Genomic DNA, 24,902 nt, shown 5'->3' with positions numbered 1-24,902 from the left:
GCCCGCACGCGCGCGCATGCACTGGGAGAAACACCCAGGCTCAGGCGAACGTGCGGCCCCGCAGCTGGCGCCGGGAGGAGATGCCGAGCTTCGCGAACACGTTGCCGAGGTGGAAGTCCACGGCCTTCGGGGTGACCCAGAGGACCTCCGCGGCCTCCCGGCTGGTCAGGCCGCGGGCGACGAGGTCGGCGACCTGGCGTTCCCGCGGGGTGAGCGGCGGCGTCTCGGTGTCGCCGTGGTCGGTCACGACCGGCGTCGACGCGGCGCGGATCCGGTCCAGCCACGGCGTCGCGGCGATCTCGGCGAAGACGGCGGCCGCGGCCCGCAGCTGCTCGGGACCGTCGGGGACGTTCGGGAGCCCGCCCAGCAGGACACGCACCTCGGCGAGCTCCACCGGGCACTCGTCGGCGACCTCGTCCGGGTGGCGGTCGGCCGTCGCCACCGCGGCCCGCAGCGTGATCTCCGCGGCGGCGGTGTCACCGGTGGCCAGGGCCAGCCGGGCCTGGACCTGGTGGCGGGCGAGCCGGAACCACAGCGGCGCCCCGGCGCGGGGCCACGACCGCAGCGCGGCCCGGGCGCCGGCGAGGTCACCGGTCGCGACGAGCGCCTCGGCGTGCAGCGGCCGCCACGGTGCGAACGGCCCCGACGACATCCCGCCCGCGGCCGCGGCCGCGGGCAGCCGGCGCAACGCCCGGGCCATCCCGGCCCCATCCCCGAGGGCCCGGCACAGGGTCGCCTCGGCGACGGCGAGCGCATGGGCGCCCTGGGGGGTGAACGTCCGTTCCAACGACGCGCGCGCCGCGGCGCAGTGCTCCGCGGCACGGTCACGCTGCCCGCGGGCCGCCGGTACCAGCGCCGCGACCGCGTGGGCCATCGACTCCGCCCAGCCCCGGTCACCGTCGACGAACCAGCCGAGCGCGACGTCGGCCTGCGCGTCGGCGAGGTCCCAACGACCGGTGCGGTAGAGGACCTCGGCGAGATGACAGTGCGCGCGGTGGATGCTCGTCGAGGCCGCGCCGCGCCGTGAGCGGGCGATCCCCTCCTCCAGCCGTGACCGCGCGGCTGCGATCCGTCCCGCCGCCAGGTGCAGGGCCCCGGCCGTCACCGCAGGGTCCGCTCCGAGCGCGTGGTCGACGTGGCCGGCCAGCTCGTCGAGCCCGGCATCGGGCCCCTCGCTCAACGCGCGACCGAGGGCGCGCACGATCAGCGCCTGCTCGGCGCGGACCGGCCGGCGGGTCAGCTCCGGCACCCGCGCGGCGGCCGCGACGGCAGGGACGCCCCGGCCGCGGAAGATGTGTTCGAGCGCCAGCCGGACCCCGGCGAGCGCACGGACCTCGGGATCGCCGTCGGCGGCCTCCAGCGCGCTCTCCAGGTGGGCGGGCGCGGCGGGGTCCGCGTCGCGGCTGAGCAGGAACCCCAGCGCGACGTCGCGTTCGGGGCACGGCCGGGCGGCCCGGACCGCGGGAGCGCGGGCGAGGAGCCGGTCGGTGTCGTAGGCGTCGACCAGCAGCACGCACGCGGCGAGCAGCCGGCGTTCGGCCAGCTCGGCCGTCGGGCTGAGATCGGCGGCGTCGAGCAACCGGGCCGCGGCCGCACGGATGTCGGTCGGCTCGGACCGCGCGGCGGCGTCCAGGTCGTCGGCGAGGCCGGGGTCGGGACGGCCCGCGGCGGCCGCGACGCGATGGGTGAGCTCGGCGGTCCCGCCGACGGCCGCGGCGACGTCGAGATGGAGCTGTCTGCGCCACCCGGGAACCATGGCGTCGTACACCGCCGCCCGCACGAGGGGATGGCGCACCCGCATCGTGGACCGGGCGCCGAGGGCGAGGACGTCGACCAGCCCGGCCGCCGTCAGCTCCCGCGCGGCCGCGTCCAGGTCGACGTCGGCGAGCTCGTCCAGACGCACCAGCAGACTGCGACCGGCGGGACGGGCGAGCACCGCGAGGCAGGCCAGGAGCCTGCGGGCGCCGTCGGACAGCCGTGCCGTCCGGCCCGCGATCTCGGCGGCCAGCTCGCGCGGCGCGGGCAGCGGGGCGTCCCCGCGCAGCACGTCGTCGGGCAGCTCGCGCAGCAGCGTCGTCAGGTGCAGCGGGTTGCCCTCGGTCTCGGTGTGCAGCCGCGCCGTCACCGCCCGGCTCCACCGGCCGGGCCGCAGCCGGAACACGAGCGCCCGCACCCCGTCGGGGTCGAGCCCGCCCAGCCGCACCGTCGCCGCGTCGGGGCCGTCGGCGAACAACGACGCCCACACCCGGCCGAGCCCGTCGTCGCGGGCGGTGGCGAGGACCAGAACACGGTCGGCGTGCAGCCTGCGCACGGTGCGGGCCAGCCCGATCGCCGACTCGTCGTCGACGTCGTGCAGGTCGTGCAGGACGAGGACGACCGGCCCCTCCTCCTGGCGCGCGCCGAGCCGGTCGAGCAGGACCGCCGGGTCTGCGACGCGGTCGGCGCCCAGCTCGGCCCCCACCAGCTCCTGGAACGCGCCGGGCCGTCGGTCCCCGTCCGCCTCGACCCGCACGACGACGGCGTCCGGCAGCCCGGCGACGAACGCGTCGACCAGCGCCGTCTTGCCGACGCCCGCGTAGCCGGTCACCAGTACCCGCGCGGCGCTGCCCGCGACCGCGCGGTCGTACCAGCGGGACAGGGCCGCCAGCTGCTCGTCGCGGCCCACGAGGGAACCCGGCGGCGCCGCCGGACCCCCGTCGAGCACCATCGCAGGCCTCCCTCGTCCCCGCTACTCCACCATCCGGACGAGCCGATCTCAACCGGTCAGATGAGACGAAGTGCCTCGAGGTCACGCATCACCTGCACCGACGTGGTCGACGATCACCGGATTAGTCGGCACCGTACGAAGATCCGTTACCGAGGACGAACGGCGGGCGCCGGCCCGCAGGACCGACGCATGCGGCGCGCTCCGCAGACACGGTGGGGACCCGGCCGGCCGGTTGCACAGCGCTCGCAGCCCGGACATCGCAACGGCGTCTCCGCCACCGTGCACCTGCACGAGCACGGGCTCGATCCCCGCGACGGGCCGGCACCGCTGGCCGTCGCGATGCGCACCCACGCCACCCGACACGGCGGCGCCCAGTTCCGAACGCCGATCGCCGTCGACGACGTCGTGGCATCGCGCCCGGTCGCCGAACCGCTGCACCTGCTGGACTGCTGCCCGATCTCCGACGGCGGCGCCGCGGTCCTGATCGGGGCCGGGGGCGGCCCACGCGATGTGGAGATCGCCGGGACCGGGCAGGCTCACCTGCACCAACACGTCAGCGAGGCCGACCTGCACGAGCTCGGTGCTCGCGTGTCGGCACGCCGGGCGCTGGCCGCGGCGGGCACCAGACTCGACGAGGTCGACGTCTTCGGCATCTACGACAGCTTCACGATCACGTTCGCGCCCCTGCTCGAGGAGATCGGCCTGGCCGGACCCGGCCGGGCGGGTGGCGACGCGGCGGAGGCCGTTTCGACCTGGTCGGCCCGACACCGGTGAACCCGCACGGTGGGCTGCTGTCCTACGGGCACTGCGGCGTCGCCGGCGGGCTCGCCCACCTCGTGGAGGTGGTCTCGCAGCTGCGGGGCGAGTCGGTGGGCGGCCAGGTCGCCGGTGCTCGGCAGGGCCTCGTGCACGCCGACGGCGGCGTGATGTCGGCCCATGTCACCGCCGTGCTGCGGACCGCGGGCGGTGCGTCATGAGCGCCGACTGGACCGACGGCGAACCGCGAATCGTGGTGAGCGTGTGCGATGCCTGGGGCCACCGCTGGTACCTGCGGCGGGCACAGTGCCCGCGGTGCGGCGGAGCGGTGTCCCCGACCGTCGCGGCCGGCCGCGGCCTGACCGTCGCGACGGCCGCGCAGGGCGGCCGTGGGCCGATCGCGCTCGTCGACCTCGACGAGGGGGTCCGCGTGCTCGGGCGCTGTGATCCGGACCTGCGGCCGGGGGAGCCTGCGAGACTGACGTTCCGGGCCGGGGCGGACGACCCCGTCGCGGTTCCCCGCTTCGAGGTGGACAGCCCCGAGCGACGGACAGGAGCGGGGCGGGCCGTCGGATACACGGTGACGCCCGGTCACCCGGTGACCCGGGACGAGACGGCGCGCCCGCCCCGGACGCCCGGGCCCGCGCCGGGCGGATCATCGGCACCACGGGGAGGATGGGGCCGGTGAAGGTGCGCATCGGAATCGGGCTGGGCCAGGGCGAGGTCAGCGCCGACGACCTCGCCGAGGTCATGGCGGCCATCGACGCCCATGATCTCGACTCGCTGTGGATGTCGGAGATCCTGACCTCGCCCGGGCCGGACCCGTTGGTGGCCCTGGCCTCCGCGGCGCACCTGCACCCGTCGCGGCGGCTCGGGGCGACGATCGTCCTGCCCGGCCGCAACCCGGTGCGGCTGGCCAAGTCCGTGGCCACGCTCGACCGGCTGTCCGGCGGGCGGCTGCTGCTGACGCTGGTCCCGGGGCTGCCCCGCGGCGTGGAGAGCGACGTGATCGGGGTGCCGGTCGCCGAGCGCGGCGCGGTGATGGACGAGGTGCTGCCGAAACTGCGGCGCTGGTGGGCGGGGGAGGAGGTCGACGGGGTGCGGGTGGCGCCGCGACCGCTCCAGGAACCGTTGGAGCCGTGGCTCGCGGGGCTGGCGCCGGCGTCGCTGCGCAGGTGCGGCCGGTTCGCCGACGGCTGGCTCGGGGCGTTCTGCACCGTGGCGGAGGCCGTCGCGGCGCGCGCCGCCATCAACGCCGCCGCCGACGCCGCCGGCCGGGAGCTGGATCCCGAACACTTCGGGATGAGCATCGGCTATGCGGTGACACCGCCCGACGACGCCCAGCTCGCCGCGATCGCGGCGCGGGCCCGGGGGCGTGACGTCGATCCGGCCGACATGGTGCCCGTGGGCCCGGCCGAGGTGCGCCGCGTGCTCGAGGGCTTCATCGAGCAGGGCTTCTCGAAGTTCGTGCTGCGCCCCACCCGGCCGCCGGTGGCCGGGTGGGACGCCGAGCTCGGGTCGCTGGCCGCGGCGGTCGGGCCGCTGCAGACCTGACCCGAGACGGCCACCGGACCGTCCTCCCGCCCGCCCCTGCGCACGTCACCGGGCCGGGGCGCCGGGCGTCAGCGGTGGCGACGGCGCCGGCCGCGGTGCGTGCTCAACCGACGGTGGCCAGCGCGCCCGGCACGATCTCGACGACCACCGGGGTGTCCGCGTCGACGGCGAGGACCTCCCCGTCGAGCTGCAGCGGCGAGGGCGTGCCCGTGGTGAAGCGGTAGCGGGTGGCCGTGGGCTGCGGGCCGAGGCCCCGGGTCGCGGCCCTGACCGCGACCCCCAGGATCCGCCACTTCGACACGTGCGGCAGCGAGACCACCTCGAACCGGCCGTCGTCGGGGGTGTCCGCGTCGCTGAGCGTGGCGTACTTGGCCATCTGCGGGATGTTCGCGAACACCAGGCTGTCGAACGAGGTGCGGGTGCCGTCGTCGAGCGTGATCGTGAACGGGCTGAACCGTGCGAACGTCCGCACCACCGACAGGATCTCCCGCAGCGAGCCCTTACCGCCCCGCTCCAGGTCGATCGCGACGATCGGGGTGAGGCCCACGCCGATGTAGGAGTGGGCGTACCGGACGACCGCGTCCGACCCCTCACCGACGGTGAGGCGCAGCAGATCCAGGTGACGGACGTCGCCGGCCACGATGGCGTCGGCCAATGGCCGTTCCCGGGTGGCACGGCGATGGTCGTTGGCGTTGCCGGCCGCCATGACGGCGCAGACCGTGTCGGTGTCGCCGGCCTGCATCACCCCGTCGACGACCTCGTTGTAGCCGCCGTCCCCGCTGACCGACACGACCAGCGTCCGGGGTGAGCCGGTCGCCTCCCGGGCCAGGTCACGGGCGTGCCCGGCGTGCTCGGTGGGGCTCATCTCGACCGTCGTCCGCGGCAGCCGTCGGGTGAGCTCGGCGCGGAGCTCCTCGGCCTGGTCGGCCGCGTCGCCCGTGCTGTGGGGGTTGAAGATCAGCAGGATTCGGTCGAACCGGTCGGTCACTCCGCGACTGTTGCCGGTCCGGGCGCGCGGGAAACCTCGACCCGGCAACACCGTGCAGGTCGTCCCCGCCGGGTGGTCGCTGCGCAGCTCGATCAGCTCACCCGCAGGGTCGGCCGAACGGGCAGCCGCGGCGTCGGCGGGGACGCGTCCACGGCGCGCAGGACCCGCTGAACGGCGGACTGCTCCCGCCCTGACTCCGCGAGCCCGACCGCGCCGCGCAACAGAACACACGATTCAGCTCCGTCACCGGATGCTGACCGACGGAGACGACCGCGAGACGTCGAAATGACGGGTCGGGCCTCTGTCGCACCCGCGGCCGACCTGCAGCGGCAATCGACGGTCGGCGATCGAGGCGATCGGTCGAGCGACCCGTGTCGCTCGGTCGGTCCGACGGTGTCCGAGTAGGCAGGGTCGTCGATGGCATCGACGAGCCGCCGGCGCGAGCGTCCGGTCGTGATGTGGCCTAAGGTGCGACGGGTTCTGGAGGAGGTACGCGGACGATGTAGTTGTCCAGCGACAGCTCGACATCCGGTAGTCCGTCGATGGCCAGGAGCCCTTTCGCGGCCGCCACCATCAGGGACCCGAGATCGGTGAGGGGGAGGCCGGAGTTGTGGTAGAGCACGGACTGGACTGCCCCGATACAGGCGTGCACGAGTGCCCAGGCCTGGGCATCGTTCAGGCCGGGGCGCAGTTCGAGTACCGGGTGCAGCCACTCCTCGAGGTAACGACGCTGCTTGCGCCGCAGCCGCCGCCGATCCTCCTCGGGCAGGTTGTGGATCTCGCGTAGGTAGATGTGCATCAGCTGCCGGTTCGTCAGCGAGAAGCACACGTGGTCGGTGATCAGCTCCGCCAGCACCTCGCGGTCGTCCTCAGCGTGCTCAGCGATGATCTCGGCATTGCGCAGCCGTCGGTCGATCACGTCCTCGAACAACGCGACGAGTACGGCCGACTTGCTGTCGAAGTGCCGGTAGATCGCCGACCCGGTGATCCCGGCCGCTGAACCGATCGCGCTCATGCCCACAGCATGGAAACCCTGCGACGCGATCAACTCCGCCGCCACTGCAAGGATCTGCTCCCTGCGCGACGGGTCCCGCCGTCGCTTGGTCACGGCCTTCCGCATGAACCCCTCCCGCCCCCCAAGTACACAGCGGTTCACCGCCAGCCGGCACTGGTAATGCCGTTGCGCTCGCTCTGGACAACGGTAGCAGCGCCCGCGAGCTGCGCCTTAGCGCGTCTTCGAGCGTCGCCGTAGCGGCGTCTACAGCCAACACGGGTTGTCGGCTGTTCACGTTCAGGGTAACGCTGCAACTCAGTGGGGCCGGCCTTCGAGTCGAGGTCTGGCGGCGGGGGGTGACAGATCGTCTGAGCGGACGAAACGCTGCCCGATCGCCAGGTCGTGTATGTACTGACGTGCTGAGATCTCAGTGCGGTCGCCGGTCGAAGGTCGGGCCGACATCGAGGTGATGCTACGGGTCGGCGGAGTGCAGGACCAGCGGGTCGAGGGACGGCTCGTCGTGGAGGGCGAGGGTGTCCTGGCGTACTCGGTGTTACCCGCGATTAACAACTCTGTGCTTCAGGCATGTCAGTAGCTGCACTTTCGTGAGCGAAAGGTTATTCACCGTTCACTAAGGTCTTGACGCACTTTCCGCGGCGTGACTACGGTCACCCGCATGCTGAGTGGCCGACGCGGCAACGTGGCCGTAATCCTCGCGATCCTGCTCGGAGTGGTTGCGGGTTGTGGATCGGGTGCCGGTTCCAGTTCCGGTACGACCGGCTCCGAAGAGTTCGTCTTCGGAGCCTCGCTGCCTTTGACCGGGGTCTACGGTCAGTACGGCACCATCACCAAGGCCGGTCTCACGGTAGGCGTGGACCGGGTGAACAAGGCAGGTGGAATCGACGGGCGGCAGGTCCGTCTCGTCATCAAGGACGACGCGAGCCAGCCTGACCAGACGTTGCGAGCGGTTCGCGAACTGGTCGAGAGCGATCGCGTCGACTTCGTCATGCCTGGCTACATCTCGTCCCAGGAGCTCGCCGCCCTGCCCTATGTGACCTCGAAGAAGCTCTTCACGATCACCGGCGCCTCGACCCCTGCCCTCGGCGACCCGACGAAGTACCCCTACCAGTTCATCCTGGGTGACCTGTCGAGCAAGCGAGTTCCTGCGATGGTCTCCGCGGCGACTCGACTGACCAGTTCGGCAGGTACGACGAAGGTCGGAATCATCGTCAGTGACACCCCACCCCAGGTGGCGTTGGGCGACGGCCTTCAGACCGCGTTGCCGGGGGCCGGGATGCAGGTCGTCGGCTATGAGAAGGTGGCGCCGGACGCCACCGACCTGTCGCCCCAGTTGGCCAAGCTGCGGGGTGCGGGCGCCGGGCTCGTGCTGTTCGACAACCTGGGCCGCGGCGCGATCTCGACCATCATGACCGGTGTCCAGACCCTCGGATGGGACGCCGACGTCCTGGTGGGGCCGGGCATGGTCATCGGTGACCTCAAGGCTGAGGTCCCCGCGGCCGTCGCGTCGCAGTTCCACGCCGTGAACTACCGGTTCGCGACTGCGGTGGGCGGGACCGTCGACCCGGCGACCGCGAGCTACGTCGACGAGCTGGCCAAGCAGGGCCCGGTGACCAGCCCGACCCTGAGTGCGACGCTGACGGACCTGGTCTTCGAAGTCAAATGGGCCTACGAGAAGGCTGGCCCGAACGCGGATGGCCCGGCTCTGGCAGCAGCCTTGCAGACAGTGGGCGGGCAGGATTACCCGGAGGCCTACCGGCTCGTCTATGACAATCCCGGGTTCACACCGCAGGACCACACCACGAACAACGCCGACTACAGTCAGTTCTGGGGACTCATCGGCGCCGTCACACCTGAGCGCGGCATCTATGCCGGCGAGGCACTGGAGCTGGTTGCCCAGTGAGCCCGCGCCGCGACGCGACGACACTCGGCCGGGTACAGGGTGGGTTGTTGGAGGGCCCCCGTTACGACCCCCGATGGGGCTTGATCTATGCGGACGCTGCTCACGGTGGGGTCCACGCGTTGGCGGAGGACGGGGCAAGGACGACGCTGATCCCGCACCGGCGCGGAATCGGCGGCCTCGTGCTGCACGACCAGGACGGTGCAGTGATCACCGGGCGCAACGTCGCCTACAAGCCCTTCACGCCTGATCGGGCTGAGCCTGGCCCGACGGAAGTGCTGCTCGACAAGGATCCCGCGACCCACCGCGTCGGATTCAACGACCTGACCACGGACCCGGCGGGAAGGGTGTACGTCGGATCGCTGGGCTTCGTCGCCATGGACGAAGCCGTGGACGGCGCCGCTGCCGGACCGCCCGGGAGCCTATGGGTCATCGACCTCGACGGGTCGATCGGATCGCTCGCGGACGACATCGCGTTGTCCAACGGGATGGCCTTCGATCCCGGCGGCACCGTGCTCTACCAGTGTGACAGTGGCAGGCGGCTGGTCTTCGCCTACGAGCTCGATCTTGAGGGCACCTCGCCGAAACTCGTCGAGCGCACCGTCTTCGCCGAGCTTCCTCAGGGAGTACCCGACGGCATCGCTGTGGACGTCGAAGGCGGCGTGTGGGTGGCGTTGGCCCACCAGGGCGAGATCGTGGGCCTCGGCCCGAACGGGAACGTCGTCGACAGCATCGCGATCCCGCTGCCGATGGTGACGAGCATGTGCTTCGGCGGCCCCGGGATGACAACGCTCTACATCGTGACCGGTGCTCACGGCGACCCCGACAACAACGCCGGGATCTTCGCATGCGAGATGAATGTCGCCGGGGTTCCGATCGCGCTCGCCCGGACGCCCGCCGGTCGGGAGCAGGCATGACCGAGATCGCCATGCCCTTCACGGCGGTCGAGGCGCTCGAGCCCGAGGAGCTGCTCGCTCTGCAGCGCTCACGGTTCGCCGGCCAGTGGCGCCATTTGTGGGACGACTCCGCCTTCTACCGGCGCAAGCTCCAGGCCGCTGGTCTCAGCCGCGATCGTGTGCCGGACCTCGCGGACCTCAGCGGTGTCCCCTTCACCGAGAAGACCGAGATCCGAGCCAGCCAGGACGCGGCACCGCCGCTCGGTGAGCACCTCGCCGTGGCGCCGACCGCTGTCCGCCAGGTGCAGATGTCTTCGGGGACGTCGGGACGCCCGTCGATGGTCCCGCTGACGGCTGCCGACGCGGCCGGCTGGGCAGAGATCATCCGTCGCGGCTACGTCGCCGTCGGGTTCACGTCGGACGACACGATCCTGCACGGATTCGGGATGAGCCGCGGCTGGGCAGGCGGTCTGCCGATGGTCGAGGGGATCCTGGCCCTCGGCGCCACGGTGCTGCCACTCGGGGCGGAGGCGGGCTCCGACCGCATTCTCAACGCCATGGAGACGCTGCGGCCCACAGGGTTGCAGGGAAGCCCGGGCTTCCTGCACGCGCTCGGTACTCGCTCGCACGAGCGGGGACTGGATCCGAGTGGTCTCGGCGTCCGCGTCATCCTCACCGGAGGAGAGCCGGGTGGGGGTATCCCCAGCGTTCGCAACGCCCTGCAGGAGATGTGGGGCGCCCGCGTATGCGAGGTGATGGGCGGCTCGGACCTGGTCGTTCTGATGTGGGCGGAGTGTGCGAGCCAGGAGGGAATGCACTTCGTTGCCCCGGACCTCGTGCATGCCGAGATCGTCGATCCCGCCACGGAACAGAGCCTACCGATCGAAACCGGGGCCCAGGGCGAGCTCGTATACACGCACCTGACGCGGGAAGCCGCACCGCTGCTCCGATTCAAGCACCGCGATCTGATCTCCGTCCTCGGCACGGGCCTGTGCTCGTGCGGCCGGCGAACCCCGCGAATCCGCTGCAACGGCCGCAGCGACGACATGCTGATCGTCAAGGGGGTGAACCTCTTCCCGTCGGCCATCCAGGAGGTGCTCGCCGACGCTCTCGGCCCCAGCCCTGTCTTCCGGATCCGCAGGCCGCGGGGCCAATACGTGCTGCCGGGACCCGTCGAGCTGAAAGTGGAGGCGACGGGGCGGGAGGAGCGACGCAGGACCGCGTTGGAGAAGGTCCTGCACGACGCGCTGGCGTGCCGGTTCGCGGTGACTCTGGTCGAGACGGGTTCGTTGATCGAGCCAGGCGCCACCAAGGCCGTCTTCTTCGAGGAGGTCTGAAATTGCCCGACCATGTCGCCCTTGACGTCAGCAGCGTTGCCTCCGGCATGACCGTCGCTGTCGGAGGCTATCTCGAGCAGAACGTTCCGGTGGCGCTGTTGCTCGCGGTGGCGGACTCGGGCGTCCGTGACCTGACGGTCGTGGCGGCTCCGTCTGCGAGCCTCGGGGTCGATCTGCTGGTGGCCGCGGGCGTGGTCGACCGGGTGATCTGCCCCTACGTCGGGTTCGAGGGACGCGGAGCGGGGCCGGCACTGCAGCGCGAGGTCGCCTCGGGGCGGGTCGAGCGTGAGCTCTGCGACCAGGAAATCCTGGTCGCAGGGCTGCGTGCTGCAGCGCAGGGCTGTTCGTGCGCGCCGGTGCTGGAGACCGGAAGCGACTCGGTCCAGGAGTCGCCTCGGGTCCGGACCGTGACATCACCGTTCGACGGAAGTGCGCTGACGCTGGCCGCAGCGCTACCGGTCGACGTGGCCCTGCTCCACGCTCAGGTCGGCGACCAGAGCCGGAACCTGTACTACTGGGGCTCCCCGTTCCTCGACCTCATGTTCGCCCAGGCCTCCGCGCGGGTGCTCACCACGGTGGACACCCTCGTCCCGGTCACCTCGCTCGCGTTGACCGGCCCGACCATCTCGGGTGTCTGGGTCGACGCGGTGACCCCGTGCCGGGATGGGGCGTGGCCCACAGCCAGCCACGGCACCCACCCCGAGGACAAAGAGGCGGTCGAGGACTACCTCGATCACGAGAAGGCGTCCGCAGGCTCGGGTGTGAGCCGCCTGCACATCCGCCGAGGAGTGCTGACATGACCTCAGGCATGCCTTCGGGCACGACCTTGTCTCCGCCCACTCCCAGCGAGCGCATGGCCCTGGCGCTGAGCAGGAGACTCGGGCCCGGGCGCGTCATCGTCGGGGCAGCGTCGGCGATCCCGATCACGGCAGTGCTCTATGCCAAGAATGTACGTGGCTTGGCGATCGACTGGATCTGTTCCGGAACAGGCTTCGTGAACCCACTACCCGACCAGCTCTGGCCGTCCTCGACGCAGTTCGAGTACCGGAACGGCGCCACGAGCGTGCTGCCGTATCACGAGATCGCCACCCTGTTCGAGCGCGGATTCGACTACACGTTCTTCGGCGGCATCGAGGTCGACGGCGCGGGGAGGTTGAACACCACGGTCACGTCGTCCGGGGCCATGGGACCGGGCCCGGCGGGCCTCCCGGTCGGCATGGCCCGCTCCCGCAACGTGTTGATCTACATGACCCGGCATCACCGGCGTGCGCTGGTGGACAAGGTCTCCCACGTGACCGGCAGACCTGCGGGCAACGTCCGGGCCATCATCACCCCGAAGGCCGAGTTCGAGATCGGGCGCGGCCAGCCCACGCTGGTTCGGGTCCTGTCCGGCACCGCGGCACAGATCGCCGAGAGCACCGGGTTCACCTACGCCACGGCTGCCGGAAGCCTCGACCAACCGATCAGCGAAGACGAGCTGGCGGCGCTCCGGGCCATCGACCGCGGCGGCATGCTGCGCTGACGAGGGAGGCGGACGGGTGGTCATCGCCCTGTCGATCGTGTCGGGTCTCGCGTCGGCGAGCATCTACATCCTGATCGCGCTCAGCTTCAACATCCTCCTGGCGGCGAGCGGGGTGTTCAACTTCGTCCAGGCGTCGATCATCATGAGCGGGACGATCCTCGCCTATTGGATGACTGTGGCCTGGCACCTGCCGCTCGTGGTGTGCGTGGCGGCGGCGTTGATCGTCGGGGGTATCGCGGGCGCGGTCACCGAGTTCGCCGCGGTTACTCCGATCGGGCGCCGGACTGCAGACAAGGTCGAGATCGTCCTGCTCACCACACTGGGAATATCCCTTGCCGTCGACGCCGGGGTCGCGCTGCTCTTCGGCGCCGACCCGCGCCATGTCCAGTCGTACGTGGCGGAGGACCCGATCACCGTTGCCGGCATCCCGATCCGGCCGCTCTACGTGCTGATGATCGCGGTCAGCGTGGCGACGGTCGGCATCCTCATGGCTGTGGTCGCGCGGACCAGCCTGGGACGCACCTTCCGGATCACGCTGGAGGACCCCGACGGGGCCGCGCTGCTGGGGATCAACGTGCGGCGGGTGGTCCGGTGGGCCTTCGTCATGGCCGGGGCGCTGGCCGGAATGGCCGGTGTGCTGATCGCCCCGATCGCCTCGGCGTCGGCGTTCACCTCGTTCCCGTTCGTCTTCGCCTCGTTCGCGGCGATGGCGATCGGCGGGTTCGGTAGCGTGTCCGGCACCCTGCTGGGCGGCGGCCTGGTCGGCGTGGTCAGCGGCCTGTCCGCCGGGCTGTTGCAACCGGCGTGGACCGGGCCGGTGCTGCTCGCGATGCTGGTCACGGTCCTTCTTCTGAAGCCCACCGGACTCCTCGGCGCCCCGGGTCTGTTCGGGGCGGCCCGGAGCAGGGAGGTCTGACCCGATGGGTTCCCGTGCACCACGACCGAGCGCCGCCCTCGCGACCGACACACGACCGCCTTCCGGCCGTTGGTCCGGGCGGGTGCGACTCGTCGTCGTACTTGCGGTCGGCGTCGCCCTGTTCGCGGCACCGACCTTCGTCGAGCCCTACTCGTTGTCGACCCTCACACTCGGGATCATCTACGTGGTGGCGGCGATCCATCTCAACGTGGCACTCGGCTTCGCCGGGGAGTTCGTCCTGCACTTTCCCGTTGTTCTCGGTGTCGGCGCCTACGGCGCAGCGATCCCGAGCGCGGTCTGGGGGTGGGCGTCGCTGCCCAGCATCCTGACCGGGACACTCGTCGGCACCGCGGTATCGGTTGTGCTGTGCCTGCCGGGGCTCAAGGTCCGGGGCTTCTACCTCGGCGTCATCGGGCTGTTCGCGGTGTACACGTTCCCCGACTTCGTGGTACTGCTGCGCGCGTGGACAGGGGGCGAGGACGGGCTCGCCGGGATCTCGATCCCCGAGTTCTTCGGCGTCGAGGTCGGCGGACGGTTCTGGTTCTGGCTGATGGCGTCGGTCCTGGTGCTGTCGATCGCGTGGACCTGGTCCTTGTCGCGTTCGGGCTGGGGATTGCGTATCCGCGCGATGCGCGACGCGCGGTACGCGGGCACCTCCTCAGGGCTGGATCTCACGCGTACCCGCATGGTCGTCTACCTCGTTTCCTCGGCCCCGGTGGCGTTGTGCGGCACCGTGTACGCCTTCGAACGTCAGTTCGTCGTCCCGGACACCTTCAGTATCGAGATGGCCCTGCTGCTTCTCGCCGGTGTCATCGTGGGGGGTAAGGGAACGGTGACCGGCCCGGTCCTGGGCACGGCGGTCCTGGTGATCTTCCAGTTCTACGTCGGCGAATTCTCGCTGTGGTCGCCGATCGTCTACGGAGCGGCGCTGCTGGCCGCCGCGCTGCTCGCGCCCAAGGGTCTCGTGCCCTACCTGGCTCGGGCAGGTGACCTTGCGGTCTTCGCCGGGCGCGGGCGAGCCGACGCTGCCGACCAGGCCTACGACGAGGTGGAGGAGGACGAGCCTGACGAATCCCTGTCCTTCCTACGGCACGACGGGTCGCCCGGCGACCGGGTACTGGAGGTGCGCGCAGCGACCAAGGGCTTCGCCGGGGTCCAGGTCCTGCACGGCGTGGACCTGGACGTCGAGTCCGGCGCAGTCGTAGGGCTGGTGGGGCCCAACGGGTCTGGAAAGTCCACCCTCCTCAACCTGATCGCCGGGGTGTACCCGGCGGACGGAGGCCGCATCCGGTTCCGAGGCTCGGATGTAGGCGGGTGCTCCCATCACGAGATGGCCCGGCTCGGCATCGGCCGGACCTTCCAGGTGCCGCAGCTCATCGCTGAGTGCACCGCACGGCAGAACGTCGAGCTCGGCCTGCTCCACACCCGCGGCTCCGCGTTCGTCGCCGACATCGTCCGAACGCCCAACGCCCGCCGGCGCGCCCACGAACGGGAAGTCGCCGCTACCACGATCGTCGAGGCGCTCGGCATACCTGCGGCCGCGCTGCGGCGCAGCGCCGGCGACCTGCCGCTGGGGACCAAACGGGTTCTCGAGATCGGACGAGCGATCGCCGTCCGGCCCCGGCTGCTGCTGCTCGACGAGCCCACGGCGGGGCTGAACCCGGACGAGCGCCGCGCCGTCGGTCGATTCGTTCGGCGCATCCGAGCCACCGGGATCAGCGTGCTCGTCGTCGAGCACAACGTCTCGTTCGTCATGGAGTTCTGCGACGACGTCGTGCTCCTGGAGCAAGGCCGGATCGTGTCCCGCGGCTCGGTGGCGGCGCAGCTGTCGCCCGAGCTGGCGTCGTACCTCAGTCACGGCCTGGTGGAGAACCCCGAGCGTCAGGAGATCAGCTGATGCTGACGGTCGATGCGGTCACGGCCCGCTACGGGGACGCCACGGTTCTCCACGGTGTGAGCCTCACCGTGGCCGACGGCGAGGTCGTCGGGCTCTTCGGCCGGAACGGCGCCGGCAAGTCCACCCTGCTGCGCGTACTGAGTGGGCTCCACCCGGTCGCCGGCGGAGGTGTCGAGTTCGCTGGGCGGCAGGTTGCCGGCCTGCGCGCCCACGAGATCGCGCGGATGGGGATGTGTCTGGTCCGGGAGGGCGCACCCATGCCGGGTTCGTTGACCGTCATCGAGAACGTGCAGCTCGGTCTGCGCGCGGCCCGGCTGCGCGGGGCGGACGCCCCCTCGACCGACGAGGTGTGGGACATGTTCCCGCTGCTCACCGCGCACGCAGACGCCCGGGCGGGGTTTCTCAGCGGTGGTCAGCGACAGGCGCTCGCACTCGCGGTGGCGTTCGCGTCCGCGCCGCGGATGCTCCTGCTCGACGAGCCGTCCGCGGGGCTCGCCCCCAAGATCACCGCCGAGCTCTACGAGAGCATCGGCCGGCTCGCCTCCGGCGGCACCGCGGCGCTGATCGTCGAGCAGAACCCGGCATGGCTCACCCATATCACTCAACGCAGCTACGTCCTCGACCTCGGCACCGTCGTCTCCGAGGGCGACACGACCGGACTCACCGCCCGGCTCACGGTGGACGGGGCCCCCCGCCCGTGACCCCGCCGATGACGTCGGCGGGCGCGTCGGCCGGCCGCCTGTTCTCCCCGCTGCAGGTCGGCAACGTGACGTTGCGGAACCGGATCGTCTCCCCACCACACGGCACCTACTTCGCCGAGGACGGGTTGGTCAGTCGGCGACAGCTCGACTACTACGAGACCTTGGCCCGCGGCGGCGTGGCGATGATCGTGACGGGGAGCTGGGCGGTGTGGCCCCGCACGATGCCGAACGCGCTCACCAACCGTGCGACCGACCCCCGGGCCGTGGCCGGGCACACCAGGCTCGCGGAGGCCGTTCACGCCCACGGATCGATCCTGGTCGCCCAGCTACACGAGTCGGGGAGACAGGGAAACACGGCTGCGCATCGAGGCCCGCTGCTGGCGCCCTCTCCGCTGCCCGACCCGGTGGTCCGCGAGGTGCCGAAGGAGATGGAGCGCTCCGAGATCGACGATCTTGTCGATCACTATGTCCGATCCGCCGAAGCGCTGCGCGCGGCCGGCTGGGACGGGGTGGAGATTCTCGCCGCACAAGGCTACGGGCCGGCACAGTTCCTGTCGCCGCAGATGAATCATCGGACCGACGAGTACGGCGGATCGCCGGCGGGACGGTCCCGGCTGCTGCGCACCATCCTGGCGTGCATCCGGGCGTCTGTCGGCCCGGACTGGCTGGTCGGTGTCCGCATGAACGGCTCGGACTGCGTCGAAGGAGGTGCCGGCCCGGAGCAGGCTGTCGTCCTCGCCGAGACCCTCGCCGGGTCCGGGCACGTCGACTATCTGAGCATCAGCGGCGCCAGCAACGAGGCCTACCCGCTCTGGATCGCCGACATGAGCCACGCGCCGGGGCTGTTCGTCGACCTGGCCGCCCGGGTGCGGGCATCCGTCAGCCTGCCGATCCTGGTCGCCACCCGGATCACCAGCCCCGAGCAGGCGGAACAGATCCTCACCGCGGGCGCGGCCGACATGGTGGGGATGGTCCGAGCGCTCATCGCCGACCCCGGGCTGCCACTGAAGGCGCAGCGCGGCGCCTCCACCGAGATTCGGCCCTGCATCGGGGCCAACCAGGGTTGCATCGGACGGGTCCTGTCCGGGGCGTCGATGCGCTGCACGGTGAACCCACGAGTCGGGGAACCACGCCTGCCACAGCGATCGATACAAGCCCGCCGCGTCGTCGTCGTGGGCGCCGGCCCGGCCGGTCTCGAGGCCGCGGTCACCGCAGCCGAGGTAGGACATCGGGTCACCCTGCTGGAGCGTGCCCCACACATCGGCGGCCAGATCGCGCTGGCGGCCCGGGTACCCAGCCGCGCCGAGTTCGGGCGAATCCTGACATTCCTGGAGGCGGAACTGGCCCGAACGGGCGTCGAGGTACGACTGGACCGGCCGGCGGAAGTCTCGGCGGTGCGTGATCTCGCCCCCGACGAGGTGATCCTCGCAACCGGGTCACGACCGATTCGGACCGGCTTCTCGACGGCATTCCCCGGTCGGGACGTGCTGCCGGGCCACGACCAGGACCACGTGCTGCCTGCAGTTGATGTCTTCTCCCGACCCGAAGCTGTCGGCCGCCGGGTCGTCGTGCTGGACGACGACCCGCACGGTCACGCCACCACCGTCGCGGAACTCCTCGCACCCGACCACGACGTCACACTCGTCTGCCGCAGCATCAGCGCAGGCCAATGGAGTGGACCTGCGAACCAGATCGCCCTCTACTCCCGACTGCAGCGGGCAGGCGTGCGGATCCTGGCCGCGACGTGGGCCTCGGCCGTCGGAGACGCAGAGGTGCTGTGTCATCCGACGCACGCGCCCCAGGACGTGTTCGCGGTACCGGCAGACACCGTTCTGCTCGCAACCGGCAACTGCGTGGTCGACGATCTCTATCCCGCACTGCGGAACGAACTACCTGACGTCGCGGTACGCCGGGTCGGGGACTGTCTCGCACCTCGTCTGCTCGACCAGGCGTTCTGGGACGGCCACCAGGCCGCGCTCGCCATCGGCCGGGAACCGTGACAGCACCGACCAGGGTCTGGCCCGAGTCGCTGCTGGTCAGCGGTGCCTCCGGAAGCATCGGCGCGGCCCTCGTGGAGGAGGCACTGAGCGCAGGTACCCGGGTGGTGGCGACGACCTCGTCGGAGACCGGTCGCGCTCGGCTCGACACGCTGGGTGCCATCACTGGCGGTGACCTCACCGTCGTCGACGTGGACCTGTCCCGACCGCAGGAACTCGACCCACTGCTCGCGGACCTGCGCAGCCGCCCGGACCCTCCGCATGCCTTCGTCGCGTTGTCGTCCGGAGCGTCCGGCGGTCCGCTGGAGGAGAAGAGCTACGAAGAGCTCGCCGGCTTGCTGCACACCAAGGTGTGGTCGGCCGGACTGATCGCCTCCGCGCTCGGGGAGCGGCTCGCGCTGAGCGGATGGGGGCGGATCGTCCTTGTCACCGGGATCACCGGGCGCGAGCCGATCGACGGCTACGCGGTGGGCGCGGCGGCGAACGCAGCGATGCGCACGCTGACCAAGTCGCTGTCCCGGCGCTGGGCGGAGGCCGGGGTGACCGTCAACGCGGTCTGTCCAGGACCGGTCGAGTCCGACCGGCTGCGTGCTCTCGCGCCGGTCTTGGACCAGGCAGGAGAGAAGGAGGTCTCGCTCGGTCGCACCCACCCGCTCGGGCGCCTCGTCACTGCGGCCGAGGTGGTCGCGGTCGTCCGTTTCCTTCTCGGCCCCTCGTCGTCGGGGGTCAACGGAGCAGAGGTCGTCGTCGACGGCGGATTCGGACGCGCTGTCTGAGTGACCACCGCCGGGTCGCGTTCACCGTGGACGGCCACAGCGAGGGACCCGCGAAGGTCCCGCCGAGAGTCCGGTCAGGACGGCGGCTTCGCGACGAGTACCTCGCCCTCGAGGCCGTCGGGGTCGCGGAAGAACATGCTGTGCACACGGCCGAAGTCGTTGACGGTCCCGTCGGAGGCCCCGGCGTCGATCAGGCGCTGCCGGATCGTGGCGAAGGCCTCGGCCGAAGCGGCCTGCAGACCGAGGTGGTCGATGCGGCCGCGGCCCCACATCGGGGTCTGCCGCTGCGCCTGGGTGTTGCCGGGGATGACGACGATGTTCAGCTCGGTGTGTGGACCGATCCGGATGACGGTCATCGTCTCCTCGCCGTCCTCCCCGTGCGGACGCGTCGGGCCGACCTCGGCGTCGAACACGTCGGCGTAGAAACGTCCGAGGCGAGCGACGTCGGCGGATATCCAGGCGACGTGATTGATGCCGTCGAGCAGCACGACGGTCCTCCTCCGGTCGGGTGCGTCGAGTATCGACCGTCGGGCGCCGCCGCGGAGCCCGTGCGCCCGGGCACCGGACCGGCGGCGGTGCCGCCGTCGCCGGAGCCGGGCGCGGCACGGCCGCGCCGGGCCCCGGCCGGGCGGGTCAGGACTCCGCCGTCTCCGGGCCGAACTCGGCGGAGACGGTGACGACGAGGTCGGCCGGGAAGCCGCCGCGGCGGGCGTGCTCGCGGACGGTCTCGACGTCGTCGGTCTCGTGCACGCAGTAGATCTTGTCGCCGGCGACGTAGCTGCGGTGCCACGTGTAGGCGACCCCGAGCTTCTCGACGACCCCGTTCGACGTGGTCGCGATGTCGCGCAGCTGCTGCGGCGTCAGCGTCGACGCACCGGGGATGTTGCGCTCGATCAGGAAGGTGGACATCTCGGCTCCGTTCGGCATTCGGTGTCGGGCTCTCCGACGCCGCCGAACGCTAGGAACCGGCGACCACCCGGTGCGTCGGGGGCGCTCCCCATCTCGGACCCCCCGGCTCCCCATGTCGGCACGTGGGAGGTCGCCGCGGCGCAGATGGGGAGTTCTCCCGATGTGGCCGCGCCCGCCCGCTCCCTACCGTTCCGGCCATCAACCGAACCTGGAGGACATCGTGATCAGTCACGACATGGCACACGAGCTGGCCGTGCTGCGGGGCGTCGAGCTCCGGCGCGCCGCCGAGGAGTACCGCCGGTGGCCGCGCCGAGACGGCGCACGGTCGGTCCGATCCCTGCTGCGCGCAGCGCTCGCCCCACCGGGCCCCCGCGTCGCGGCCCGTGACGGGGCGTAGGGGCGATCATGTCGATCGCATTCCTGCAACCCGCCGCGATCGCCGCGCTGGTCGTCCTGGAGGTCGGGGTCTGGCAGGTCCGGATGGCGGTGGCCGCGCGCGGCCGTCGCCGGGTGGCCGCCGTGCTGGGCGCGCTGGGTGCCGTCATCCAGGTCGTCGCACTGGGTCAGGTCGTGACCGACCTGGACAACCCCGCGAACGTCGTCGGGTACGCCGTCGGTGTCGCGGCCGGGGTCTACCTCGGGGTCGGGATCGGCGGGCGGCTGGCCGCGGACCCGGTGGAGCACCGGGTCGTCGTCGCGGGGGACGGGGCGGAGGTCGCGGCCCAGCTCCGAGCGCGGGGCCGCCCCGTGACGACGCAGCCGGCGGTCGGCCTCGACGGGCCGGCGACGATCCTGTTCGTGGTGGCGGGCGCCGGTGCGGACGCCGAGGTGGCACGGGAGCTGCGCAGGCTCGCCCCCGACGGGTTCCACACCAGCAGCGTGCTGCGGTCGGCGTCGGCGCCACCGCTGCCGCTGGGGTTCGTGCAGGTGGCCGCCGCGCGTGTGGGCAGGCGGCGGGAACAGCTCACGTCGGTGTGACGGTCGCGGTGGCCACGAGGCCGAGCCGGCGCGCCGCCGCGGCGGCCTCGGCCCGCGACCGGACGTCGAGCTTGGCGAGGATCGCCGACACGTGGTGGTCGGCGGTCTTGGGGGAGATCACCAGCCGCGCCGCGATGTCGGCGTTGGTGAGGCCGTCGACGAGCAGGGCCAGCACGTCGAGCTGGCGTGCGGTGAGGCCGGCCGGGTTGGCCCGGGTCGCCGCGTGGGCGCCACGCGGCACGCTGCTCACCCCGTCCGCGCGCAGCCGGGCCCGGAACAGGTCGGCGACCGGCCGCGCGCCGAGCCCGTCGAGCACGGGCAGCGCGGCCAGCAGGTCCTCGGGCGCGCCCGAGTCCCAGCTCCGCAGCGCGTCGTCGTAGGGCAGACCGGACGGGGCGTCGGCGGGCCCGCGGTGACCGCGGGCGTCGCCGAGGCGGGCCAGCCAGCGCCGCAGCGGGGCCACGACCGCGTCGCGGCCCGTGTAGTGGCGGGTGAACAGCCCGGCGACCAGCGGGTCGTCCAGGCGCGGGTCGGGGCTGCGGGTGATCCAGGCGTTCTCGGCGAGCGCGGCCGCCGCCGGGGCGACCATGCCGGGGTTGTCCAGCCGCCCGACCAGTTCCCACAGCTCGTCGAGGTGCGGGTTGTCGGGTGCGGCGTCGCGCCGCGCGACCAGCAGCCCCAGCACCATCCGCGGCCACAGGTGGCTCAGCGGCAGGTCGCGTGCGGTCAGCACCGAACGCGCGTCGGCCTCGGCGTCTGCCCAGCGACCCTGCAGCAGCCGCAGCCGCGACCGGACGCCGAGCTGCCAGGCGGTGCAGATCGGGGTGTCGCGCTCCTCGCTGACCCGCAGCGCGTGGGCCAGGGACTGCTCGGCCTGTTCGTAGCGGCCCTGCTCGACGTCGAGATGGCACAGGTTGCTCATGGGGGTGGTCGCGAGGTCGTCGAGCCCGAACCGCAGCCCGACGTCGGACGCGGCGAGCAGGTCGGCCCGGCCGCCGACGTCACCGTCGAAGAGCCGCGCCACCGCCACCCCGACCGCCGCGGTGCTGCGCAGGACGACGTCGTCGCCCAGCTCGTCGGCGATCCGGGCGGCGCGGGCCCCCGACCGGTGGGCCGCCGGGGTGTCGCCGCGGTGGGCGGCGAGGAAGGCGTCGCGGGCGAGGGCGAACCCGAAGGCGCGGGGGTCCCCGGCGTCGCGCAGGATCGCGATGGCCTCCTCGACGTGCCGTTCGGCGCCGGCCCGGTCGGCGGCGTACCAGGCGAACCCGGCGATGGCGGTGTGCGCGGCGCCCACGGCGGCGGCCTCGCCGGCGCTGCGGCGCAGGTCCAGGGCGCGGACGCGCGAGGCCGTGGCGTCGGGCAGCCGGTCGGTCAGGTAGAGCTCGGTGGACAGCGCCTCGAGCAGGTCGGCGCGGGCGGCGGGCTCGTCGTCGCCGACGTGGGCGAGGGCCGTCTCGTAGAAGGCGACGGCCTCCCGGTGCGCGCCGGCGCGCGCCGCGAGCGAGGCCGCGTCGCGGGCGTAGCGCAGGACCCGGACCGTGTCACCCGCGGCGACGGCGTGGTGGGTGAGCACGCTCGACCCCGCCCCGACGGTCTCCAGCGCGTCGAGCATCGTGGCGTGCAGGCCCGGCGCGGAGCCCGGCGTCGCCGCCTCCAGCACCGCGGAACGGGCGATCTCGTGCCGGAACGTGACGCCGTTGCCGTGCCGGTCGAGCAACCCGGTGCGCCCCAGCGCCTCGACCGTCGCCGACGTGATGCCCAGGGCGGCCAGCAGCGCACCGCCGACGGGTTCGGGCGTGCACGACAAGAGTTCCAGGAAATGCCGGGCGGACGGGTCGAGCGCGGCGGCGCGGGCCAGGACGGCGTCGCGGACGCTCTCGGGCATCGGCGAGTCGGGCTGGGCGACGATCTGGCTGACGAAGAACGGGTTGCCCGCCGTCCTGCGGTGCACGTGCGCGGCGTCGAGCCCGAGGTCGGCCACCAGTTCGAGCACCGCCGACCTGCTGAGCGGCGTCAGCTGCAGCCGGGTCGAGTCGGGGCTGGTCACGAGGTCGCCCAGGACCGCACCGAGGGGGTGCCCGGCCCCCACCTCGGTCCGGTAGGACACAACGAGCAGCAGCGGCAGCGCCGCGATCCGGCGGGCCAGGAACCGCACCAGGTCCAGCGTCGCCTCGTCGGCCCAGTGCAGGTCCTCGACGACGAGCACGTGCGGCCGGGTGGCGAGCGCGTCGAGGACCGCGGTGAAGATCTCGTGCTGCGCGGTGGCGCCGCGCAGCAGGTCGGGCAGCCGCGGGTCGAGCCGGGCGGCGACGTCGTGCAGCGGGCCCAGCGGGCGGGGCGTGCTCAACGAGTCGCACATGCCCCACAGCGCCGGCACGGTCGACCGGACCTGTGCGGCGAACGCGCGCAGCAGCACGGTCTTGCCGATGCCCGCCTCACCGGTGACGAGCGCGACGCAGCCCTCGCCGCGGGCGCAGCGTTCTGCCCGTTCGAGCAGCACCGACAGTGGATGCTCGCGTTCGAGCAGCTGCATGCCGGTGAGGATAGGAGCGCACGACCCGCCCCGACAGGTCCGTTCGTACCGTCGCGGTCCGAATGCTCCGATACGTCGGGGAAATGCGGTTCCTCGTCCGGGTTCGTGCCGGCGGAACTGCGCTGAACGGCTGTGCCACTCCACGAATGTCGGCATTCGACCCTGGGCGGCGTCGGGCCCCGCGCGTAGTGTCCGCGCCCCGGAAACGGAAGGGCGTCGCCATGGGTGCGCAACGACTCGGTCTGTCAGGGTCTGGCTCGCGGGGACCGGGCCGGCGACGCACCTGCCGCAACGGCCCGCGCCCTGCGCGGTCCCCGTGCACGTGGCCGCGGTGGGGAGGGTCGCCGTCGAGCTCGCGGGCGAGATCGCCGACGGAGCGATGCCGACGTTCTGGTCCCCGCAACGGGTCGCGCAGAGCAAGGAATGGCTCTCCGACGGCCGGTCGCGCTCGGTCGGGCTCGGCCCGTTCGAGCTGACGCTGGGAATCTCGACGTTCCTCGGTGACGACCTCGCCACGTGCCGGGCCGCCGCCCGACAGAACCTCGCCCTCTACACCGGTCTCCCGTTCTTCCAGCGGATGTGGCGCGACAGCGGCTTCGTCGAGGAGACGACACGGATGGTGGCCGGTGCCGGCGGCGCGTCGTTCAGCGACGCCATGCTCGACGCGTTCTGCCTGATCGGACCGGTGTCGCGGTGTCGGGAACGGTTGGCCGAGTACCGCGACTGCGGGGTGGACCTGCCGATCCTCGGCCCACCCGTCACTCCCGGGGCGGCTCGGGAGACGATCGCGGCGTTCGCGGCCTGAGCAGTACGCGACGTACGTACGCGGGCCCCGGTGAATGGGCCGAATGTGTCATCGGCCTCGCCGGGAGGTGAATGGCGCCAATACCGTCGGGTATGGCGTCGGAAGAGCGCAACGACGACGATCGGGAATCGGCGGCGGTTCCACCCGAATGCTGCCGGATCACCCTCATCGCATTCGTCCCTTTCGTTGTCGACGGATGGGGCGGCGGTACCGAGGACCCCGACCTACGGCCTGACATCCCGGCCCTCGGCGACCTGCGGCTGTGGCCCTACTCCGACGCGCTGCGGTCCCGGCTGCGGACCCGCCTCCCGCACCGGGTCGGGCGGGTCGGCGCGCCCGGGCTCGGCAAGCCCGGCCCCTGCGACCGGCCCCCGCTCGTGGACGTCTGGAGCTTCGGGATCGGGCACAGCACCTTCGTCGAGACGCCCGACCCCGGGGCCGCCGGCACCTGGGGCGGCCTTCGCGACGCGATCTCCGAACAGTGGCCGAGGGGGACGTTCGTCGAGGCGGCGGTCCCGCTCACCGCCGCACTCCCGGACGCCCGGGTCGGCCCACCCCTGTGGGCGCAGCGGATGCTGCTCGTCGAGGTGCCCCCGTTACCTTCTTGATCAAGCCCGGTGAGGGCTTGCAGGCCACCGGCCACGGCATGACTCGTTGCCCCTGTTGTCGATGATCTGGGGGGTGTTGTCACCGTGGCCGGCGGGCGCCAACGACCGCT

At 72.1% G+C, this 24,902-nt stretch carries 21 protein-coding genes and 1 pseudogene; 16 read left to right on the top strand and 6 right to left on the bottom strand.

Annotation, left to right across the window (positions count from 1 at the left end; translation table 11 throughout):
• Positions 1 to 40: 40 nt before the first annotated feature.
• A complete protein-coding gene (locus tag AB7F12_RS14985; protein WP_428498882.1) occupies positions 41 to 2,707 on the bottom strand; it encodes a helix-turn-helix transcriptional regulator in 2,667 nt (888 codons plus the stop codon).
• 60 nt (positions 2,708 to 2,767) lie between these two features.
• Here AB7F12_RS14985 and AB7F12_RS14980 point away from each other — a divergent pair.
• Both AB7F12_RS14980 and AB7F12_RS14975 read left to right on the top strand, forming a co-directional pair.
• Positions 2,768 to 3,684 (top strand): annotated as a pseudogene (locus AB7F12_RS14980) (thiolase family protein).
• Positions 3,685 to 4,147: 463 nt separating this feature from the next.
• Complete coding sequence (locus tag AB7F12_RS14975; RefSeq protein ID WP_428498883.1) at positions 4,148 to 5,017, top strand: LLM class flavin-dependent oxidoreductase; 870 nt, start codon at positions 4,148 to 4,150, stop codon at positions 5,015 to 5,017.
• Between the two features lie 103 nt (positions 5,018 to 5,120).
• On the opposite strand, the gene AB7F12_RS14970 is transcribed toward AB7F12_RS14975, so the two are convergent.
• Complete coding sequence (locus tag AB7F12_RS14970; protein ID WP_428498884.1) at positions 5,121 to 6,005, bottom strand: diacylglycerol/lipid kinase family protein; 885 nt, start codon at positions 6,003 to 6,005, stop codon at positions 5,121 to 5,123.
• 463 nt (positions 6,006 to 6,468) lie between these two features.
• Positions 6,469 to 7,125: a TetR/AcrR family transcriptional regulator gene (locus AB7F12_RS14965; RefSeq protein ID WP_428498885.1), complete on the bottom strand. Its 657-nt coding sequence runs from the start codon at positions 7,123 to 7,125 to the stop codon at positions 6,469 to 6,471.
• Positions 7,126 to 7,657: 532 nt separating this feature from the next.
• Here AB7F12_RS14965 and AB7F12_RS14960 point away from each other — a divergent pair.
• The 10 genes from AB7F12_RS14960 (at position 7,658) to AB7F12_RS14915 (ending at position 18,959) form a co-directional block, all read left to right on the top strand.
• The gene (locus tag AB7F12_RS14960) at positions 7,658 to 8,920 is read left to right on the top strand and encodes an ABC transporter substrate-binding protein (protein WP_428516599.1); all 1,263 of its coding nucleotides are present in this window, start codon (positions 7,658 to 7,660) and stop codon (positions 8,918 to 8,920) included.
• Positions 8,917 to 9,834, top strand: coding sequence for an SMP-30/gluconolactonase/LRE family protein (locus AB7F12_RS14955; protein WP_428498887.1), 918 nt, complete (start codon positions 8,917 to 8,919; stop codon positions 9,832 to 9,834). Before AB7F12_RS14960 ends, AB7F12_RS14955 begins: the two co-directional genes overlap by 4 nt.
• Positions 9,831 to 11,150: a phenylacetate--CoA ligase family protein gene (locus AB7F12_RS14950; RefSeq protein WP_428498888.1), complete on the top strand. Its 1,320-nt coding sequence runs from the start codon at positions 9,831 to 9,833 to the stop codon at positions 11,148 to 11,150. The genes AB7F12_RS14955 and AB7F12_RS14950 overlap by 4 nt, the downstream gene beginning before the upstream one ends.
• The gene (locus AB7F12_RS14945; RefSeq protein ID WP_428498889.1) at positions 11,066 to 11,950 is read left to right on the top strand and encodes a CoA transferase subunit A; all 885 of its coding nucleotides are present in this window, start codon (positions 11,066 to 11,068) and stop codon (positions 11,948 to 11,950) included. The genes AB7F12_RS14950 and AB7F12_RS14945 overlap by 85 nt, the downstream gene beginning before the upstream one ends.
• Entirely contained in the window at positions 11,947 to 12,672 is a 726-nt protein-coding gene (locus AB7F12_RS14940; RefSeq protein WP_428498890.1) for a hypothetical protein, read from the top strand. Before AB7F12_RS14945 ends, AB7F12_RS14940 begins: the two co-directional genes overlap by 4 nt.
• A gap of 16 nt (positions 12,673 to 12,688) precedes the next feature.
• A complete protein-coding gene (locus tag AB7F12_RS14935) occupies positions 12,689 to 13,588 on the top strand; it encodes a branched-chain amino acid ABC transporter permease (RefSeq protein WP_428498891.1) in 900 nt (299 codons plus the stop codon).
• 82 nt (positions 13,589 to 13,670) lie between these two features.
• A complete protein-coding gene (locus AB7F12_RS14930) occupies positions 13,671 to 15,485 on the top strand; it encodes an ATP-binding cassette domain-containing protein (protein ID WP_428498892.1) in 1,815 nt (604 codons plus the stop codon).
• Positions 15,485 to 16,186, top strand: coding sequence for an ABC transporter ATP-binding protein (locus AB7F12_RS14925; protein WP_428498893.1), 702 nt, complete (start codon positions 15,485 to 15,487; stop codon positions 16,184 to 16,186). The genes AB7F12_RS14930 and AB7F12_RS14925 overlap by 1 nt, the downstream gene beginning before the upstream one ends.
• The gene (locus AB7F12_RS14920) at positions 16,183 to 18,186 is read left to right on the top strand and encodes an FAD-dependent oxidoreductase (RefSeq protein ID WP_428498894.1); all 2,004 of its coding nucleotides are present in this window, start codon (positions 16,183 to 16,185) and stop codon (positions 18,184 to 18,186) included. The genes AB7F12_RS14925 and AB7F12_RS14920 overlap by 4 nt, the downstream gene beginning before the upstream one ends.
• On the top strand, positions 18,183 to 18,959 hold the full coding sequence (locus AB7F12_RS14915; protein ID WP_428498895.1) for an SDR family NAD(P)-dependent oxidoreductase: 777 nt from the start codon (positions 18,183 to 18,185) through the stop codon (positions 18,957 to 18,959). Before AB7F12_RS14920 ends, AB7F12_RS14915 begins: the two co-directional genes overlap by 4 nt.
• A 74-nt stretch (positions 18,960 to 19,033) precedes the next feature.
• Here AB7F12_RS14915 and AB7F12_RS14910 read toward each other — a convergent pair whose 3' ends face one another.
• Together AB7F12_RS14910 and AB7F12_RS14905 are read right to left on the bottom strand one after the other, a co-directional pair.
• On the bottom strand, positions 19,034 to 19,447 hold the full coding sequence (locus AB7F12_RS14910) for a VOC family protein (RefSeq protein ID WP_428498896.1): 414 nt from the start codon (positions 19,445 to 19,447) through the stop codon (positions 19,034 to 19,036).
• A 145-nt stretch (positions 19,448 to 19,592) separates the two neighbouring features.
• Positions 19,593 to 19,868 carry a DUF4242 domain-containing protein gene (locus AB7F12_RS14905; RefSeq protein WP_428498897.1) on the bottom strand — a complete coding sequence of 92 codons (276 nt, stop codon included), beginning with the start codon at positions 19,866 to 19,868 and terminating at the stop codon, positions 19,593 to 19,595.
• Positions 19,869 to 20,088: 220 nt separating this feature from the next.
• Here AB7F12_RS14905 and AB7F12_RS14900 point away from each other — a divergent pair, with 220 nt between their 5' ends.
• Together AB7F12_RS14900 and AB7F12_RS14895 are read left to right on the top strand one after the other, a co-directional pair.
• On the top strand, positions 20,089 to 20,265 hold the full coding sequence (locus AB7F12_RS14900) for a hypothetical protein (RefSeq protein WP_428498898.1): 177 nt from the start codon (positions 20,089 to 20,091) through the stop codon (positions 20,263 to 20,265).
• 8 nt (positions 20,266 to 20,273) lie between these two features.
• Entirely contained in the window at positions 20,274 to 20,846 is a 573-nt protein-coding gene (locus AB7F12_RS14895) for a DUF5698 domain-containing protein (protein WP_428498899.1), read from the top strand.
• On the opposite strand, the gene AB7F12_RS14890 is transcribed toward AB7F12_RS14895, so the two are convergent.
• Complete coding sequence (locus AB7F12_RS14890) at positions 20,833 to 23,379, bottom strand: ATP-binding protein (RefSeq protein ID WP_428498900.1); 2,547 nt, start codon at positions 23,377 to 23,379, stop codon at positions 20,833 to 20,835. The two genes, AB7F12_RS14895 and AB7F12_RS14890, sit on opposite strands and share 14 nt — an antisense overlap.
• Here AB7F12_RS14890 and AB7F12_RS14885 point away from each other — a divergent pair.
• Positions 23,273 to 24,184 (top strand): LLM class flavin-dependent oxidoreductase, encoded by a 912-nt coding sequence (locus AB7F12_RS14885; RefSeq protein ID WP_428516597.1) that lies wholly within the window; start codon positions 23,273 to 23,275, stop codon positions 24,182 to 24,184. The genes AB7F12_RS14890 and AB7F12_RS14885 overlap by 107 nt on opposite strands.
• A 92-nt stretch (positions 24,185 to 24,276) precedes the next feature.
• Positions 24,277 to 24,792 (top strand): hypothetical protein, encoded by a 516-nt coding sequence (locus AB7F12_RS14880; protein ID WP_428498902.1) that lies wholly within the window; start codon positions 24,277 to 24,279, stop codon positions 24,790 to 24,792.
• The last annotated feature ends 110 nt before the right edge of the window (positions 24,793 to 24,902 follow it).

It is taken from the genome of Pseudonocardia sp., assembly GCF_050250275.1.
Lineage (GTDB): Bacteria > Actinomycetota > Actinomycetes > Mycobacteriales > Pseudonocardiaceae > Pseudonocardia.
Note: the sequence above shows the minus strand (reverse complement) of the source record. Positions and strands in the feature narration are given on the sequence as shown.